Origin of the sequence: Paenibacillus sp. BIC5C1 (assembly GCF_032399705.1) — a bacterium.
In the GTDB taxonomy this organism is placed as follows: domain Bacteria; phylum Bacillota; class Bacilli; order Paenibacillales; family Paenibacillaceae; genus Paenibacillus; species Paenibacillus taichungensis_A.
On the sequence record NZ_CP135922.1, the window covers coordinates 3,523,560 to 3,541,399 of the forward strand.

Here is a 17,840-nt window from a genome sequence, read left to right on the forward strand (position 1 = left end):
AATCCACAGAAGACCGGAGGTTCTAACATGGGCGACTTCATTAAACTCGTTAACAACTGGTCTATAACCCAGTTCGTGCATACGTTTGGCGGACTATTCGAAGAATCACCTTGGGTGGCGGAGCGTTCTTGGCCTTCGCGGCCATTCGACTCTTTTGAACACATGATGAACGTGATGAAGAACGTGGTTCAGACATCCAATGAAAAGGTGAAGTTGCAACTGCTTTGCAATCACCCGGATCTCGGTGCGCGAATCAGCATGAGCAGCAATTCCGTTCAGGAACAGGCTGGTGCAGGGCTGAATTCACTTTCGGTGGAGCAATATAACGAGCTTAGTAAATTAAATAAAGAATATACAAGCCAATTCGGCTTTCCTTTTATATTGGCCGTGAAAGGTCACACAGCTCAGTCCATCCTGGAGTCCATGCGGAACCGCAATCAGAGAGGAAGAGAGGAAGAATTTCAGACCGCCCTGAAGGAAGTGTTCAAGATTGCTTCCATTCGATTGGAGCAGTGGCTGCTACAGATTGGTCATGAACATGAATTTGAATTAAAGCCACCCGAAATAAAGCAGCGGACTATGTATTACGGCAAAGGGGATGTATGGATGTACCGTTCATACGCCAAACCGTTGACGGGTATTCAGGCCATTCCGGAATCTCCATTTACTGGACGCAATAATATCCTGTTCGGATTAAACATTAAAGTAGCCGTGCAAGGCGACGAATTTCTGCCTTCTTTTATCGAAGGAGATAATTCTCGCGTCGTTGCAACGGATTCAATGAAGAATTTCATCCTGAAACATGCTGCGGATTACTACGGAGCTACGGTGGAAGGTTTTCTCGCTTACGTCAGCCGACGTTTTCTGGAGACATATCCACAGATGATCAAAGTGCAAATGACGGCAGATCAGATTCCTTTTGAAGATGTGCCTGTTCGCAAAGAAGGAAGCCTTCGTGCAAGCGAGCTGGTATTCCGTTATTCCCAGAATGATCGCGCGACGGCAGCAATTGAAGCGCAGCGAAAAGGAAATCAGGTCGAGCTGAGCAATCATTTCAGTGGTGTTGCAGATATCAGACTTATTAAGGTAAAAGGCAGTGAATTTGCCGGTTTCGTCAAGGATGAGTACACCACCTTACCCGAGTCATGGGACCGTCCGCTCTTCATTTTCCTGAATATCAATTGGCGTTACGAGGACCCGAGAGATGGCATGGACGATCAGCTCGGACGTTATGTAGCGGCAGAGCAAGTACGAGATGTAGCTGCTGCCGTATTCCATGCGTGGCGTTCGGCATCCATTCAGCATCTGATTTATCAGATTGGACTAAGGCTCTTGCGGAGATTTGGACAGCTCAGTGAGGTTTCATTTGAATCCAACAATCGGACATGGGAAACGGTGCTGGAGGAAGTAAAAGAAGGAGAAGGCAAAGTATTTACCGAGGCCAGACCTCCTTATGGGTTTCAGGGCTTTTCAATGACAAGAGATGATCTAGAGGTTGACAATTCGGGCTCGAAAAAAGAAAGGGAGGCATGATGCCGGTGGCTGGAGGACGGATTACCACGCATGTGCTGGATACTTCCAAGGGTGTTCCGGCCGCAGGTGTGCGGATTGAACTTTTTATATTGCATAGGGATGGCGAAAAGGAAAACAAAATGAAAGTTGCTGAATCGTTGACCAATGCCGATGGGCGTCTGGATGCACCGTTGCTTGAAGGTGGGAAGCTTGAGCAAGCGGTCTACGAGCTTCAGTTCAACGTTGAGAGTTATTATGCACAGCGACCATTTGAAGAATTAGGGCAGGTATTATGGACGGTTGTACCGATTCGGTTTGCCGTTTCCGATGATGCAAGTCACTACCACATTCCTTTGTTGATTGCGCCAGGAGGTTACAGTACATACCGGGGAAGCTGAAATATACGAATCCGGTTCTGATCAAGGGAGGGTCATCCATATGACAAGATTAGACACGATCATCCGGGGGGCCCGGGTTGTATTGAGAGATAGCGTGGAAGAACTGGATATAGGGATTACTGGTGAAAAAATATCGGCTTTATCCTCACAGCTGGTGGGTGATGAAGATACTGAAATCATAGAAGCAAATGGCCTTACTGTAATGCCGGGAGCGGTGGACATTCATGTTCACTTCAATGAACCCGGACTGGAGAGCTGGGAGGGATTCAGATCTGGATCAGCGTCACTGGCTGCTGGCGGAATTACGACGTACGTTGATATGCCGCTTAATGGTGTCCCCCCAACGATAAGACCGGAGGCATGGGAGTCGAAAATGAAAGCAGCCAACGGTCAGTCCTATGTTGATTATGCGTTCTGGGGAGGACTTGTTCCCGGCAATCAGGGCGAGCTTGCGCCTTTGGCTGAACTGGGGGCGGCGGGATTCAAGGCATTTATGTCCGAACCTGGCGGCGAAGGGGATGACATCTTCGCCAGAGCGGATGACGATACACTTTTAAATGGCATGTATGAGATAGCAAAACTAAACCGTGTGCTGGCGCTTCATGCCGAAGACGAGACGATGGTTGCTGAACTGGGGGCCAGGAGTATTGCAGATGGACGAATTGGCCCGATGGATTACGTACAATCTCGCCCAGCAGAAGCAGAGGTTAAGGCGGTGTCCCGAGCACTGCAACATGGGGAGCAAACCGGATGTGCGCTGCATTTTGTTCATATCAGTACACGGGAAGCGCTTGATCTGATTGCAGAAGCAAAACAGCGCGGGCTGGATGTAACTTCTGAAACATGTCCCCATTACCTGACTCTGACAGATGAGGAAGTTGTCCGGTTGGGAGCTGTAGCCAAGTGTGCGCCGCCATTGCGGAGTCAGGCTGAACAAGATCGGTTATGGGATGCGCTGGCAGCAGGTCTAATTGATGTTATTGCATCCGACCACTCACCCTGTCCGCCATCGATGAAACAATCTGATAATTTCTTTGAAATCTGGGGTGGCATCTCGGGTGCGCAAAGCACGCTGCTGCTCATGTTGGAGGAAGGACATCTTCAGCGAAGTGTAGCCCTTCCGTTGCTCGGAAAAGTCCTGGCTCTGCAACCTGCCCGAAGGCTCGGGCTTGAGAGTAAAGGTGAGATCGCCATTGGCAAGGACGCGGATCTGGTACTAATTGATTGGGAGAAGAGTACAACCTTAAATACGGATGATCTGCACTACACACATAAACAGAGTCCTTATGTGGGACGCACTTTTTCCTGCAGCATTGGAGATGTGTTCTGCCGGGGCACACGAGTATATAGTTCAAAAACAGGATTATCGGATGAACCTGTGGGACGGTTTATCCGTGCTTACTCATCTGTTCCGGTTGGTGTTGAAGGAACGGAGGGGATGTCATGAACGACTTCGAAGTACACACATCTTCTGGAACGAAACGTCCCGCCCAACCTTTGCCGCAATTGGAGCAGGTGGGGCTGAAAGGCATGCTTAACTGGTTGTCCGCCTATGGCGCTGACCCCCAGGGAGGTGTGACACGTCTATTGTACGATCAAGCATGGTGTAAGGCACAGCATGCGCTTGCGGCAAAAATGCAGGAGAAAGGGTTGGCTCCTGAATTCGATCAATCGGGCAACCTGTATGGAACTCTTCAAGGTACGGGTTCAGGAACAGGAATGGAAAAGGCACCGATTGTTACGGGGTCCCATATCGATACTGTGGTGAATGGTGGAAAGTATGACGGTGCTTATGGCGTAGTTGCAGGAGTGCTCGCTCTAGAGTACCTGCAGAAACATTTTGGGGCACCCAAACGAACGCTTCAAGTCGTGTCCTTATGCGAGGAAGAAGGTAGTCGATTCCCCTTCGCTTATTGGGGATCACGGAGTATAACGGGAGTAAGCAGGTTGGTAGAAGTTCAGCATTTGAAGGATCAAGAAGGCATTACCTTTGCACAGGCAATACATGATGCAGGCTTTGGACCAGATAGCAGCTATAGATCGGCTTCACACACATACGGTGCGTTTATCGAACTTCATATCGAGCAAGGTCAGGTACTAGAAAGATTGGGCCATTCGATCGGTATTGTATCGGATATTGTAGGCCAGAAACGCTTTAGCATTACAGTAAGTGGCGAAGCTAATCATGCCGGAACTACACCGATGGCCTGGCGCAAGGATGCACTTGCGGGTGCAGCCGAGATGATTACAGCCGTAAGAGGCATTGCGCTTGAAGCGGGAGAACCACTTGTAGCCACTGTGGGACGAATAACAGCTGATCCAGGTGTGGGTAACGTCGTTGCATCCCGGGCTGTATTCTCGCTCGATATCCGGCATATCAGGCAAGAAAGTATTGATCGATGCTGGCACAATATGCTACAGGAATTTAGCAGAATCGCAGCCGAGCAACAGCTCGGACTGAACTGGGAGGAGCACTTGTCTGTCACGCCTATTCCGATGAACGAACAGATTACGTCAGACATTCGAGATATCTGTGAAGTGGAGCAATTATCCTATATGCACTTGCCAAGCGGCGCAGGACATGATTCGCAGATCTTTCAGCCGGCTTGCCCCACAGCGATGATTTTTGTCCCTAGCCATGATGGAATTAGCCATAATCCCCTTGAATATACAGCTGAAGAGGACCTAATGAAAGGTTTCAGGGTTCTGGTTCAGCTACTCTATAAATACGGTTACGGGAGTTGAGTGAAGATGTCCAACTATAAAGAATTGTCCCCGTCCTTGCGGACGATCATGACACCGGGGCCAGTTGAAGTCGACCCAAGAGTTCTGAGGGCATTATCCTTCCCGATCCTGGGGCAGTTTGATCCGGAGTTTACTTCCCTGATGAATGAGACGATGGTCATGCTGCGTGAACTATACATGACAGACAATGAGTGGTGTTATCCGGTAGATGGCACATCCCGCTCAGGGATTGAAGCCGTGCTGGTCAGTCTGATTCAGCCGGGGGACAGAGTGCTGGTCCCCATCTATGGTCGCTTCGGACATCTGTTGGTTGAAATTTCGGAGCGTTGTGGTGCCGAAGTTATCTTCTTTGAAACAGAGTGGGGAACGGTATTTGATCCCGAAGAGGTAATCAAGGCGATCCATGCACATAAGCCGAGTCTGGTTGCGATGGTTCACGGCGAGACATCAACCGGGCAAATGCAGCCGCTCGCCGAGATTGGCAAAGCCTGTCGTGAACTTGATATTTTACTTGTGGTTGATGCGGTTGCCACCATTGGTGGAACACCTGTCGAGACAGATGCATGGCATCTGGATGCAGTCATGGGAGGAACACAGAAGTGTCTGTCCGTTCCGTCCGGGATGGCGCCATTATCGTATAACAGCCGTGTGGAGAAGAAATTGATGAGCCGCAAAACCGTCGAACGGGGCCTTCGCGATGCAGCAAGTGCTCGGGCTGAAGGGCGCACGATTGCCAGTAATTATTTTGACCTGAGCCAATTACAAGACTACTGGAGTTCGGCACGGTTAAACCATCATACAGAGGCTACTTCGATGCTCTACGCTCTTCACGAAGGACTGCGAATTTTGCTTCAGGAAGGTCTGGATGCCCGTTTTCAGAGACATCGAATCAATGAACGAGCGTTGGTCGCGGGGATTCAGGGCATGGGGCTCAAACTGTATGGAGAAATGTCCAGTAAACTTCCGATGGTCACCTGTATCGAAATTCCGGATGGTATAGACGGCGAGTTGGTACGCAGCATGCTTCTGAACGATTTCAGTATTGAGATTGCCAGTTCGTTTGGACCATTGAAAGGCAAGATTTGGCGTATTGGTACGATGGGATTCAGCTGCCAGCGCAAAAATGTACTGCATGTGCTAGGTGCGCTGGAAGCTGTCCTGTTGCGTCATCGTCACAACTTGCCAGCAGGGGAAGCCGTGCAGGCAGCACTGGATGTGTATGCCGGGAAGGAGGGTGTCTTATGTTGAACCAGATGCCGATATCCAGGGAGGTAATGGTTACCTCCCCGCATTATTTGGCAAGCGCAGTTGGCAGCTCAATCCTCCAGCAGGGAGGGAACGCTTATGATGCTGCTGTAGCTGTAAGTGCAGCACTCGGCGTAGTCTACCCGCACATGACAGGACTTGGCGGAGATGCATTCTTTCTGATTCACGATGGAGCAAGTGGTGACATAACGGCCTACAACGGAAGCGGTCGTTCGGCAGCAGGCATTCATGCCGACACATTCAAAGCAATGGGGATGAGCACCATACCTCAGCGAGGTGTGCTTAGCGCGATTACCGTTCCTGGAATGGTAGACGCATGGTGGGAAGTCTGGTCCCGCTACGGGAAGTTAAAGTGGGAACAGTTGCTTGAACCAGCCGCGCAATATGCGGAAAAGGGATGTCCTGTATCCCGAAATCTGCGCCTATGGCTGGAACGTGATGAGGATTTCATTATGGGGCATACACCGTTGCGAGCGGTATTTGCCCCTTTTGGTACACTTTTGCAGGAAGGGGATCTACTCTTGCAGCCTGATCTAGCTTCCTCCATTCGCCTGATTCAGGCAGGTGGGCGCGATGTTTTTTATAGCGGGGAACTGGCAGGGCAGCTAACTTCAGCTATTCGTGAGGATGGCGGCATGCTTGCCCCAGCGGATTTCGCAGCTCACAAGGGAGAGTGGGTGAAGCCGATCACTACTGATTACCGTGGCTATCAAGTTCATCAGATGCCGCCGAATTCACAGGGTTTCTCGATGCTGATGATGTTGAATATGCTGGAACATATTGATCTATCTTCCGTGGCGCGTACGTCCCCCGAGTTTTATCACCTGATGGCTGAAGTGGTCAAAAAGGCTTTTCGTGACCGTGATCGTTATCTCACAGACCCGGAGTTCAGGGATATTCCGCTGGAAAATCTGTTATCCAAGGTTTATGGAGATGAATTATGGAACGAGATTCAGTCCACTCCACCTGTGGCACAGCCTTTTTTGTCCAAAATGATGGGTCAGGATACGGCTTATGCGGCGGTTGTGGACAATCAAGGCAATGCCGTCTCGTTTATTCAAAGCCTGTATTTTGATTTTGGTGCTGCTTATGTGCCGGGGGATACGGGTGTGATCATGCAGAATCGCGGGTCCTTTTTCTCACTTGATCCGAAGGACGCTAACGTATTGGAACCAAATAAACGCTCATTCCACACCCTAATGCCGGGTCTTGTCACTCGTAACGGGAAACCTTATATGCTCGTAGGCACGCAAGGCGGTGAGGGCCAACCTCAGACACAGTTATCAGTTCTAACAGGTGTGCTGGACTATGGTCTGAACATTCAGGAAGCCATTGGGCTACCGCGATGGGTATATGGGCGCACTTGGGGCGAGGAAGGTGACACGATGCGAGTAGAGAACCGCTATCATGACGATGTATGTGACACGCTTGCCCAATGGGGGCATAACGTCGAAGCCAGAGCGCCGTGGGACGGGATTATGGGGCAGTCACAAGGAATTGTCATCCGTGAAGATGGCATGATCAGCGGGGCAGCAGATCCCAGGGGAGATGGCATGGCTATCGGGTGGTAACGTGATTTAAGTAGTGCATCATGCATAGAACCGAAGAAGATTATCCTCAATGTGCAGGATCAGAATAAGTAAAAATTACGCAGATAGATACGGATAGGGGAGATTATCATGGGAACGATCCTGCTAAAAGGTGCACAACTCGTCACAATGAATGCAGAAGAGGATGTATTTACGGGAGATTTGCTGATCGAGGACAATAAAATCAAAGAAATTGCAGAGCATATCGATGTTCTGGCGGATCAGGTCATTGATGCTCGAGGCAAAGTGCTGCTTCCAGGTTTTATCCAGACGCATATTCATCTGTGTCAGACCTTGTTCCGCGGACGTGCGGACGATCTGGAACTGATGGATTGGCTTCGTCAACGCATCTGGCCGCTTGAGGCAGCGCATGATGAAGAGTCTGTCTATTACTCGGCGATGCTCGGCTTGGGCGAATTAATTTCCAGCGGTACAACGACGATTTTGGATATGGAGACCGTGCATCATACCGATTCGGCTTTTCAGGCGATGGCACAGAGCGGCATTCGGGTAATTTCCGGTAAAGTGATGATGGATCACGGGGATGAAGTTCCTGAACCGCTGCGTGAAAATACAGCTACCTCGCTGCAACAAAGTGTCGATTTGTTGGAGAAATGGAATGGATTCGGCGGTGGCCGCATTCAATATGCTTTTTGTCCACGCTTCGTTGTCTCGTGTACCGAGGAATTGCTGGTTGAGGTGCGCGACCTGTCGAATAAGTACCATGTGAAGGTGCACACCCATGCCTCCGAAAATCGTGGCGAGATTGAATTGGTGGAACACGAACGCGGTATGCGGAACATCGTCTATCTGGATCATATCGGTCTGGCTACCCCAAGATTGGTGCTTGCCCATTGTGTGTGGCTGAGTGAGGAAGAGAAGGAGATTATTCGCAAACGCGGGGTAAAAGTCACCCACTGTCCCGGGTCGAATATGAAACTCTCCTCGGGTATAGCGGATATTCCTGATCTGTTGAATCGCCAGATTGCGGTAGGGATTGGTGCCGATGGTGCGCCGTGCAACAACAATCTGGATATGTTTCAGGAAATGCGCCTGACCGCGCTCATTCAAAAGGTACCTCATGGTCCAACAGTGATGGACGCCCGGACGGTGCTGCGCATGGCGACGATGGGTGGAGCGGAAGTGCTAGGAATGTCCAAAGAAATCGGAAGTCTGGAAGTGGGTAAAAAGGCAGACATGTTACTGCTGGATCTGGATGATTTCCATACGTATCCTTCCTATGAGACCGATGTGTACTCCCGCGTAGTCTATTCTGCAACTCGCAGCTGTGTAGACACCGTTATTATTGATGGAAGTATCGTGCTCCAAAACCGGAAGATTCAAACGATTGATCGCGGTATCGTACTTCGTGAATCGGATAAAAGTATTGCAAGATTGATGAAACGCATCTAATCAAAAGCAAACGGATGAAACTCATCCAATGGACTGTCTGAGCAGGAGTTGGCATTCAACTTCGCCCAAAACTTCGCCCAAAAGGTCAAGAATTACTTCTTCGGATTCGGATTCAAATCCCTGAAAGGATGGAGACACGATGGAAATGCATGATCTGTGTGCAATTGCAGGGCGGGAACCGCGCTGTGTTCTCGCAACAGCGGTTAAGGTAGAAGGTCATGCTTACCGTAAGCAAGGAGTCTCTATGCTTTTGACCGAAGAAGGCGCGATGTATGGCAGTATCAGTCCAGGTTGTCTGGAGAGTGATCTGCTGGCTAGGGTGGACCGTGTGCTGCATACACAGCAGTTGGAATTCGTGGAGTATGATATGCGTCCCGAAGATGATCTGTCCTGGGGAGAAACGATAGGCTGCGGCGGGTTAATTATAGTGTTGCTAGAGCCGGTTTGTGTTGAACTCAGGTCGATCATGTCCCATATGCATGCGTATTTTCAATGTGGCTCAGCTGTGGTACTAACCCGTTCATTCAACGATCAATACACCGAGATTCATTATGTGATTCAGCTCGCTGAGGAAGCTGATGCTGTAGCATCTAATTCTGGAGAGAATGATCTTCAGAGGCATGAATTGACCGAGGCAGAGCGGTGGGATCTCCCCCTACAGATCTCTGCAAGATATGAGCCCAAACCCCGTCTGATTATCATTGGAGCCGGAAATGATGTGATTCCGGTCGCCCGACTAGGCATATCAGTAGGATTTCGTGTGGTCGTAGCAGATTGGCGAGAAACCTTATGCACCGCTGAACGCTTTCCGGGTGTTGAGCTTGTCCGGGGTTTCCCAAGTGAGATCATGCCTGTGCTGAATATTCAAAGCGTGGATTATATCGTATTGATGAGTCATCAGTTTCCGAGAGAACGGGAATTCCTTGAATTACTTGAGGATCGGAACTATGCGTATCTTGGTATTATGGGCTCCAGAACACGGACAGCACGTTTGCTGAACGATCTCCCCCCGCTAAAAAATTTGCATTCACCCATCGGCTTGACCATTGGTGCGGATGGACCGGAAGAGATCGCAATTAGTATCGCAGCAGAACTTATTGCCTGTAAAAGTGCAGCTGTTGCCGCAGAGCGTCGCAACTTACAAAGGGGGATTGCACATGCAACTGACGGGCATCTTGCTAGCGGCAGGTAAGAGCAGCCGAATGGGGCGGGATAAACTATCTATCGTCATGCCTGACGGAAGATGTTTGGCTGCATGGACATTGGAAGCTGCTCTGAATTCCGATTTGGAGAGAGTCATTTGTGTGGTCAAACCGGAGGATTCATTGGCATGGATTCCCTCCATGTGGCTCAATGCAGCATCATATGGCTGTAGTCTGGATATGAGGACGAAGCTAGAGATTGCAATCTGTACCGATTATGCATACGGTATGGCCATGTCCCTTCACTGTGGCCTTCTGTCTGCCATGGCATACAGGCCAGAAGGTGTGATGATGATTTTGGCAGATCAGCCGCTATTGCAGGCACAAGATATTAACAGGGTTGCTGAAGCGTTAACCACCAACAAACTGTGTGATTATGCAGCAGCTACGGATGGGGGTGGAGGCAAGCCTCCGGTAGCCTTTCGTGAGCATATGCTGGGGCAACTTTTGTCGCTTAGCGGAGATGAGGGGGCGCGAAAGATCATGCGCAATGCCAAATATACAGGCACACATGTATCGTTGTCTGAATTTAGCTTTTGGGATGCGGATACCGAACCAGAGCTGGAGCGCATCTTGGATTATGTGAATGGGATAAGATGATTGAAAATAAAGGCAGAAGGAGCGATTCCTTGTGTATTATTTCTTGAAGTGAAGAGGTCAGCCGGACCATCTGGTTGGGCTCTTTATTGTTTTTATCTAATTGGTTATGAAGTGGCTTATGTTAGCTTTTGATAGTTAATAATGCATCAGGCACAAATCAAACAATCTATTTATACATTTATCCAAAATGATGTGAAGATAATTGACCTAATTGTTGCAGTGCCATATGATTTGAAGAATTATTTGGATCATTCGTTCATATCCAACACCCCGCAGACAGATTCCAGATAGATAGAGAAGGGAGATGGAAGAATGGTCATGGAGTCCTATGGATCTGGAGCGCAGCCAACGGTTTGGCAGCCCGTAAATCTGGATGAACTTCAAGCTTTAAAGAATAAGCTGTCCGGGAGTTATTGTTTTGCAGCAGGGGCCACTTTATTACGTACTCAGTGGGAGGGCGGCCTTGTTCCTGTACCCGAGCATATGATCAGTCTTGCTCGTATTCCAGATGCTAGCGGCATATATGTGGATGGAGATCATCTGGTCATTGGAGCACTGACGCGATTAAGTCATTGTGCCACAGACGTTCTTCTACAACAGCTGCCCTTATTACAGTCTGCAATGAATGCCATAGCGGCTCCTTCTATTCGGAATATGGCGACAATTGGCGGAAACATTGTATCGGGTGTCGGTGACTCCATCCCCGCACTTCTTGTCTACGATGCACAGCTGTACTGGAAAACGGACAACGGAATGGAGATGCGCAGTCTTTCGTCCTGGCTGAACGGCGGCCGTGAAGGCAGGCGCAATCCGAATGATGTGTTAATCGCCATTCATATTCCGATGAAACATAGGCCTTTCCTTGATGCCAATAGGGAACGGAGATCTGCGGCGCGTGAAATTTCATTTTACCGTAAGCTGGGTCGGCGGGAGACCTTTACAGCATCGCTGGTGACGATTGCATTTTACGGAGAATTGGGTGCAGATGACCGCTGGAAAAAGATTGCGATCGCTGCAGGTGGAGGTTCAGGTATCGCCATGCGACTTACGGAGTCGGAAAAGCTGCTTCTTGGCGTGAAGGCTTCTGTTATGCAAGCTTCATCTCTAGCTACCACGGTGATGACGGAATTCGAAACTTATAGTGATGCATTCGCTACAGAACAGTACCGCAAACAAACGGCAGGGAATATGTTCGGTGCCGGGCTCTGGGAAGCACTTCGCTCTTAGAAGAGAACCATTTTGGAGAAGCAAAGCGTAAGACCATAAGCTTCTTAGGGAGAAAGGGGAGAGAGCATGCTGTTGAATCGGGAGAGTAGCGGGAAACGCTGGCATCTGCGGCCAGATGGCGTAGGCAAAGTAACAGGGAAGCTTCAATACCTGACAGACATGACTCTACCTGATATGGTTCACGGAAGGGTTCTTCGAAGCTCTTACCCATATGCCCGAATATTGTCTATCGATATTACCGGAGCAGAGGCTATGGAGGGTGTACTTGCTGTACTCACCTCCAAAGATGTACCCGGTTTGAACCTATTTGGCATTGCAACTCCGGATCAGCCAGTATTTTGTGAGCATGTTGTTCGTTATGTCGGTGATGCCATCGCTGCGGTTGCAGCAGATTCTCCGGAACGTGCAGCGATCGCTCTGGATGCCATCCGGGTAGAGTATGAAGAATGGACTCCGCTGGACAGCCCAGAGGCTGCCCTGGCACCCGGTGCACCAGAGCTCCATGAACATGGTCCCGGCAATGTGCTGCACCGTACCGAAATCAAGCGAGGTAATGTAGATGAGGGCTTTGCTACATGCCAACATATTGTGAGTGAGACTTATTATACCCCTCGCCAGATGCATGCATATATGGAGACAGAAGGCGGATTATTTGTTCCTGATGAAAATGGGAGACTCCATGTCTACGCGGCTACACAGCATGGTTACAAGGACAGGATGCAGCTTGCCCGAATCATTGGGTGTTCTGAAGAAGATATCCGGGTGGTCTCGTCTCCGATAGGCGGTTCTTTTGGCGGGAAAGATGAGCTGAATGTACAGCCTTATGGGGCACTACTTGCTTTAAGGTCCGGACGTCCTGTGAAAATGCACAATTCACGCAAAGAATCGGTACGTGCAGGATTGAAGCGCCATCCTATGAAAATTGAAATGCAGACTGGTATCAGCCGTGAAGGCATGATCCAGGCTCACCGAGTTCGAATTACCGCAGATACTGGAGCATATGCCACGCTAGGGGCACCCGTCCTGAATTTTTGCACAGAACACTGTCTCGGGCCTTATTCGATTCCCCACGTAGATGTGGAGGGTGTCTCGGTGTACACGAATAATGGGGTGTCGGGAGAGTTTCGCGGATTTGGCGGCAATCAGGCAATCTTTGCAATGGAGGGTCAGATGGATCGACTCGCCGAGATTATGGATATGGACCCTTGGGAGTTTCGGAGACGTAACATGAGAGGGAAAACCGATCCTGGGCCATTAAATCAACGGATTCTGGTTACGGATGGACTGTCGCAAGTATGGGAGGCGATGGATCGTTCGGAGTTATGGCAAAAACATCAACATCCCCCGGCAAATCCTGCTTCGCCTCCCTGGATTAAACGTGGAGTGGGGGCAGCCATCGCGATGCACGGAGCAGGACTGGGTTATGGCATTCCCGATCCGGCGGGAGGGCGTCTATCCCTGAATGCCGAAGGTAAGATTGAAGTGGCATTCAGCTACGAAGAATTCGGTCAGGGACTTATTGCCACGCTTGAAATGATGCTCTGCGATCTGTTCTACTGCTCAACATCTGATCTGAGTATTGTTATTGGGGATACGGATCGAGTGCCGCACAGTGGTTCAAGCACCGCTTCACGTTCAACGACGATGGCCTGGATGGCTCTTCAGCGATTACAGACACCATTCCGTTCCAAAATGTTGTCAGTAGCCTCGGCCTTGTCAGGTATTCCGTCAGATGAACTGGTGACAGGGCCTGGTGGTATATGGTTAAGAGGAAAGTCGACTGAAAGTAAAGCCGAGAAAATAGCCATGTCTCCGGTAATCACCGAAGTGGTGGGTGAACGGACGAGTGGAAGTTCAGAGTCCTTCAATGATACGAGTGACACTGTGGATAATGCGGCCTTGATATCGGGATTGGTTGTTTCTTACGTAGATCTAGCGAAGCAGGGGAAATCCGAGGAATGGATATTTGATACTCAATTTGAATATCCGACCACGCCGGACAATGTTGTGGGTGGGCATTATCTATATACGTATGCGGCAGTAGCAGCAGAGGTGGAGGTAAACACGCTAACAGGTGAAGCCAAATTGCTGGATACGAGGCATGTAGTGGCTGCTGGCCCTGTCATCAATCCAATGGGATTCATCGGACAGATCGAAGGTGGGAGTGTGATGGCTCTGGGGTTTACATTGACCGAAGATGCCTTGATGCAAGACAGTCGTTACATGACAACCAATCTGGACACCTACCTGATCCCGACGATTCGCGACATTCACACCAACCTGGAGGTGGAGGCAATAGAAAATCTGCCGGAAGGTGATCCGTTTGGACCGCGGGGGATTGGCGAGATCGGTTCGGTGGCGCTTGCTCCGGCGATAACCGCTGCGATTCATCAGGCTACAGGTGTGTGGGTTAATCGTTTGCCAGTTCCGCGTGATCAACTAATCAAACCACTAGACGTCTCGCTTCAGAAAGGAGTGAGCTCAACATGACTGAACCTTTGGGCAATTTCTGGACAGCCGTTGTGAATGGGGAAAAGAAACAATTGCGCATCGCCCAGACAACCCGTCTTGTGGATGTACTACGGACGCAACTGAGTCTGACCGGAACGAAAGTCTCATGCGAAGTTGGCCGCTGCGGTGCATGTATGGTACTGATGGATGGAGAGCCGGTCAATTCCTGTCTCGTTATGGCTTATCAATGTGTTGGCAGTGAAATAACAACAATAGAAGGGTTGCACGGTGAAAAAGAAGGTGAGTTACATCCAATTCAACAGGCTTTTGTGGAGGAGGGCGGCTTCCAATGCGGATATTGTACTCCCGGAATGGTCATTTCCACCAAGGCATTGCTGGACCGCTATCCGCAGCCTAGTCAGGAACAGATTGAAACGGGATTATGCGGTAATCTGTGCCGCTGTACCGGATATGGAGGGATACTACGAGCGGTAAAAAAGGTGATCGATGAGCAAGATAGAATGGGTTCTACCTAATGATCATGGAAGTAGTAAGGTCCGAGCTTTCTCTGGATTTCAATATCATAAGAGTTTTAAAGACCAACCTATGCTCTAGGGTTGGTCTTTGTTGTTCTATGAAACATCTTACGAAAAGAGTGGACACAGGCACACTGAGAACTTGTTAATCGGTCTGCTTTTCAATTGTCCATATGTTACTTATAATAGATGTCCAATGAAGATGAGTATAATTAGTATTACACAAAAGGAGGTGTGTTCTTGAACAAATCAGATCGTATGCTAGCCATCGTACTTGAACTGCAGCGTGGGAAGGTTCAACGTGCGGAAGATTTAGCCCTCTTGTTTGAAACAAGTGTCCGAACCATATACAGGGACATTCAGGCGTTATGTGAGGCAGGAGTTCCTGTGGTGGGAGAACCCGGAGTGGGATATTCACTTATGGAAGGGTACTTTTTGCCGCCGATCAGCTTCACTGCTGAAGAAGCAGTAACACTTCTCATCGGACTTGATTTTGTGGAACAGCGCTTCGATAATTACTACAAAAGTACATCCTATACATCTCGTTCCAAAATCGAAGCAATTCTGCCCGTGCCTCTTAGGGAAGAGGTAGAACAGATACAACAGGGTATCCGTTTACTTCGTTCACCGGACAGTGATGCACGTGAGCGAGAGATCGAACATATGGGAATCATCCGAAAGGCAATGCAGCATAAGCTCAAAATTCGCTTTCATTATCATAAACCTGGAACTATTAATGAAACCGTGCAAAAGACCATTCGTTTGGCCTCCCCATACGGGATGCTTTGGATGCAAGGCTCATGGATGCTGATTGCCCGATGCGATTTGCGACAGGAGATTCGTCATTTTCGTATATCCCGCATGAGTGATCTGGAGATTAGTACAGATCCATTCGATCTTCCTCCAGGTTTTAATATTCATAGCTACTCGCCCCCTGACAACCGGGATGTTCATGTCCGTGTATGGTTTCATGGCCGAATTGCAAATAGAGTGATTGAAGCGAATAATTACTACATGGAGAAAGCAGAACTGCAAACAGATGGATTATACGCAGATTTTCGTGTAAGGCATCCAGAAGACGTACTGCGTTGGATACTTGGCTGGGGAGCCTCGGCTCTGGTTTTGGAGCCTGAATCATTGAGAAACCGTATTCGCGAGGAAGCAAGCAATCTCCTTAAACACTACTGACATAACGCTGTCAGTAGTGTTTGTGTATGATCGGTTTATAACCGATTGAAGGAGTTGTGTATTTGTATGGAAACTAAAAGAACAAGAAACAACGAAGAGATTCGACGTGATTTTGAACGGATGCTTGAACGTTATTTGCAGGAACTGGAGCTGATGAGTGATGCTCAGTTAAGCTACAAACCCAGTGAGACTGAGTGGTCAGTGGGCCAGATGTACCAGCATTTAATTCAGTCTGCGATGAAAATGCATTTAGCCAATGTTAGGCTGTGCATTAATGCAGACGAGAAAGCAGTCAAGAAAACAGAACAAGGCAAAACAGAAGCTGGTAAAGCTGTTTTTGCGCAAGGAAGTTTTCCTCCGATACGTATCCACGTTCCTGCTTCTCCTGAGTATACTCCGCTTCAACCGAATGGAAGAGAATCAATAATTCAAGGATTCAGTGAGGTAAAGGATGAAATGCGGAGAATGGAACTGCTGCTGGAAGAAACAACGCTGGAATCTACGTTGCCACATCCCAGTTTCGGTAGATTAAATGCTGAGGAATGGTTTGCATTGGTGGAGATGCATTATCGTCATCATTTCTTGCAGCTCGAGCGCCTGAAGAAGGCATGGGAAGAACGGGTGCAGAAATGAATGAACAGGAAAAGCATGATTTGATGGCCACCAGCAAAGACATTATGCAGATTCATACAAGCGAACCCCTACCTTCCCTATTAGATGTTGAGAATGAACCTGAAAAAGAAAACCGTTACTGGATCGGCGTTGTGTCTGCATCACATGTGGAAAAAGGAGTGGAAGGGGGCTTCGCCCAGCTCTGTCACGGCAAGGTAGCTTCACTGCGCAAAATGAATGCAGGAGACTGGCTGATCTATTATTCGCCGCGAACAAGCATGCAAGGAGGCAAGGTACTTCAAGCATTCACCGCCATTGGGCGCGTAATAGACAATCATGTCTACACGTACCAGGTGTCAGATTCCTTTGTACCGCATCGGAGGAATGTTCAGTATTATCCTTGTCAGCAGGTGAAGATCGCCGATTTACTGGAACAACTGCTCCTTACTCGGGGACAGGCACGTTGGGGATATCATTTTAGATATGGTCATTTGCAGATTCAAAGAGAGGATTTTCTGAAAATTGCAGCTGCCATGTTAGGGGCTGAGGTAGAAGACCTTTTGAGTGGAAGTAATAAGAACTGAGTTTTTAATAACGTAATAATTATTATGTAAACTTATTATTTTCGATGCCCTCCATAAGCTGTATCTATATTGCAGACGATTTTTAAGGGGCGGACAGAGCAGGATTCAGGTGGATTTTCAGTTCGAATTTTTGAATTGAAAACCTTACTTATAAGGTTTTCAATATTGTTACTTTGAAAGTGCAGAATGGTTGTAGCAGCCTTAATTAAATCGTTTTCGACGAACGTGGGAATGGATGATAATTCTCTTTGGCAATGTAAGTTTTATTACATAAATAACGTTGTTATATGAATTATATTTGCGATAATCTGTTCCTGAGACACACTCAACGCAATGAAAATGAAGTATCGAAATAAAAAGATGCAGCCACTGCTACAAACCAAATATAACCCGTAGATTAGACCTGAAAAACGGCATGTTCAAATGTGTGTAAATGTGTTCATTTATTGATGAAGGACATAATGAGTTCATTTCTCAGTATCGGCTTATTGCTTCCGTTTTAGATCAATTTCATATG

The 17,840-nt window shown here is 48.6% G+C and carries 15 protein-coding genes; all 15 read left to right on the top strand.

Translation table 11 applies throughout. The features are described from left to right. Positions 1-27 precede the first annotated feature (27 nt). Positions 28-1,533, top strand: a complete 1,506-nt coding sequence (gene pucL, locus RS891_RS15815; RefSeq protein WP_315796091.1) for a factor-independent urate hydroxylase — start codon at positions 28-30, stop codon at positions 1,531-1,533. Further along, the gene (uraH, locus tag RS891_RS15820) at positions 1,533-1,910 is read left to right on the top strand and encodes a hydroxyisourate hydrolase (protein ID WP_315796336.1); all 378 of its coding nucleotides are present in this window, start codon (positions 1,533-1,535) and stop codon (positions 1,908-1,910) included. The genes pucL and uraH overlap by 1 nt, the downstream gene beginning before the upstream one ends. 40 nt (positions 1,911-1,950) lie before the next feature. Beyond that, positions 1,951-3,357, top strand: coding sequence for an allantoinase AllB (gene allB, locus RS891_RS15825; protein ID WP_315796093.1), 1,407 nt, complete (start codon positions 1,951-1,953; stop codon positions 3,355-3,357). Then, complete coding sequence (locus tag RS891_RS15830; RefSeq protein WP_315796094.1) at positions 3,354-4,655, top strand: Zn-dependent hydrolase; 1,302 nt, start codon at positions 3,354-3,356, stop codon at positions 4,653-4,655. Before allB ends, RS891_RS15830 begins: the two co-directional genes overlap by 4 nt. Positions 4,656-4,661: 6 nt before the next feature. Beyond that, positions 4,662-5,903: a pyridoxal-phosphate-dependent aminotransferase family protein gene (locus RS891_RS15835; protein ID WP_113054679.1), complete on the top strand. Its 1,242-nt coding sequence runs from the start codon at positions 4,662-4,664 to the stop codon at positions 5,901-5,903. Next, positions 5,897-7,492 carry a gamma-glutamyltransferase gene (ggt, locus tag RS891_RS15840; protein ID WP_315796096.1) on the top strand — a complete coding sequence of 532 codons (1,596 nt, stop codon included), beginning with the start codon at positions 5,897-5,899 and terminating at the stop codon, positions 7,490-7,492. The genes RS891_RS15835 and ggt overlap by 7 nt, the downstream gene beginning before the upstream one ends. Before the next feature lie 108 nt (positions 7,493-7,600). Beyond that, positions 7,601-8,923 (top strand): 5'-deoxyadenosine deaminase, encoded by a 1,323-nt coding sequence (locus RS891_RS15845; protein ID WP_113054677.1) that lies wholly within the window; start codon positions 7,601-7,603, stop codon positions 8,921-8,923. A 139-nt stretch (positions 8,924-9,062) separates the two neighbouring features. After that, on the top strand, positions 9,063-10,115 hold the full coding sequence (locus tag RS891_RS15850) for an XdhC family protein (RefSeq protein ID WP_315796099.1): 1,053 nt from the start codon (positions 9,063-9,065) through the stop codon (positions 10,113-10,115). Next, entirely contained in the window at positions 10,081-10,725 is a 645-nt protein-coding gene (locus RS891_RS15855; protein ID WP_181586672.1) for a nucleotidyltransferase family protein, read from the top strand. Before RS891_RS15850 ends, RS891_RS15855 begins: the two co-directional genes overlap by 35 nt. A 312-nt stretch (positions 10,726-11,037) precedes the next feature. Beyond that, positions 11,038-11,952: an FAD binding domain-containing protein gene (locus tag RS891_RS15860; RefSeq protein WP_315796100.1), complete on the top strand. Its 915-nt coding sequence runs from the start codon at positions 11,038-11,040 to the stop codon at positions 11,950-11,952. A gap of 66 nt (positions 11,953-12,018) precedes the next feature. Then, positions 12,019-14,442, top strand: coding sequence for a molybdopterin cofactor-binding domain-containing protein (locus RS891_RS15865; RefSeq protein WP_315796102.1), 2,424 nt, complete (start codon positions 12,019-12,021; stop codon positions 14,440-14,442). Then, positions 14,439-14,939: a (2Fe-2S)-binding protein gene (locus tag RS891_RS15870; protein WP_113054672.1), complete on the top strand. Its 501-nt coding sequence runs from the start codon at positions 14,439-14,441 to the stop codon at positions 14,937-14,939. The genes RS891_RS15865 and RS891_RS15870 overlap by 4 nt, the downstream gene beginning before the upstream one ends. Positions 14,940-15,179: 240 nt before the next feature. Further along, positions 15,180-16,127 carry a helix-turn-helix transcriptional regulator gene (locus RS891_RS15875; protein ID WP_113054671.1) on the top strand — a complete coding sequence of 316 codons (948 nt, stop codon included), beginning with the start codon at positions 15,180-15,182 and terminating at the stop codon, positions 16,125-16,127. A gap of 66 nt (positions 16,128-16,193) precedes the next feature. Continuing rightward, complete coding sequence (locus tag RS891_RS15880) at positions 16,194-16,760, top strand: DinB family protein (protein WP_181586671.1); 567 nt, start codon at positions 16,194-16,196, stop codon at positions 16,758-16,760. Positions 16,761-16,804: 44 nt separating this feature from the next. Further along, on the top strand, positions 16,805-17,323 hold the full coding sequence (locus RS891_RS15885; protein WP_113054984.1) for an EVE domain-containing protein: 519 nt from the start codon (positions 16,805-16,807) through the stop codon (positions 17,321-17,323). The last annotated feature ends 517 nt before the right edge of the window (positions 17,324-17,840 follow it).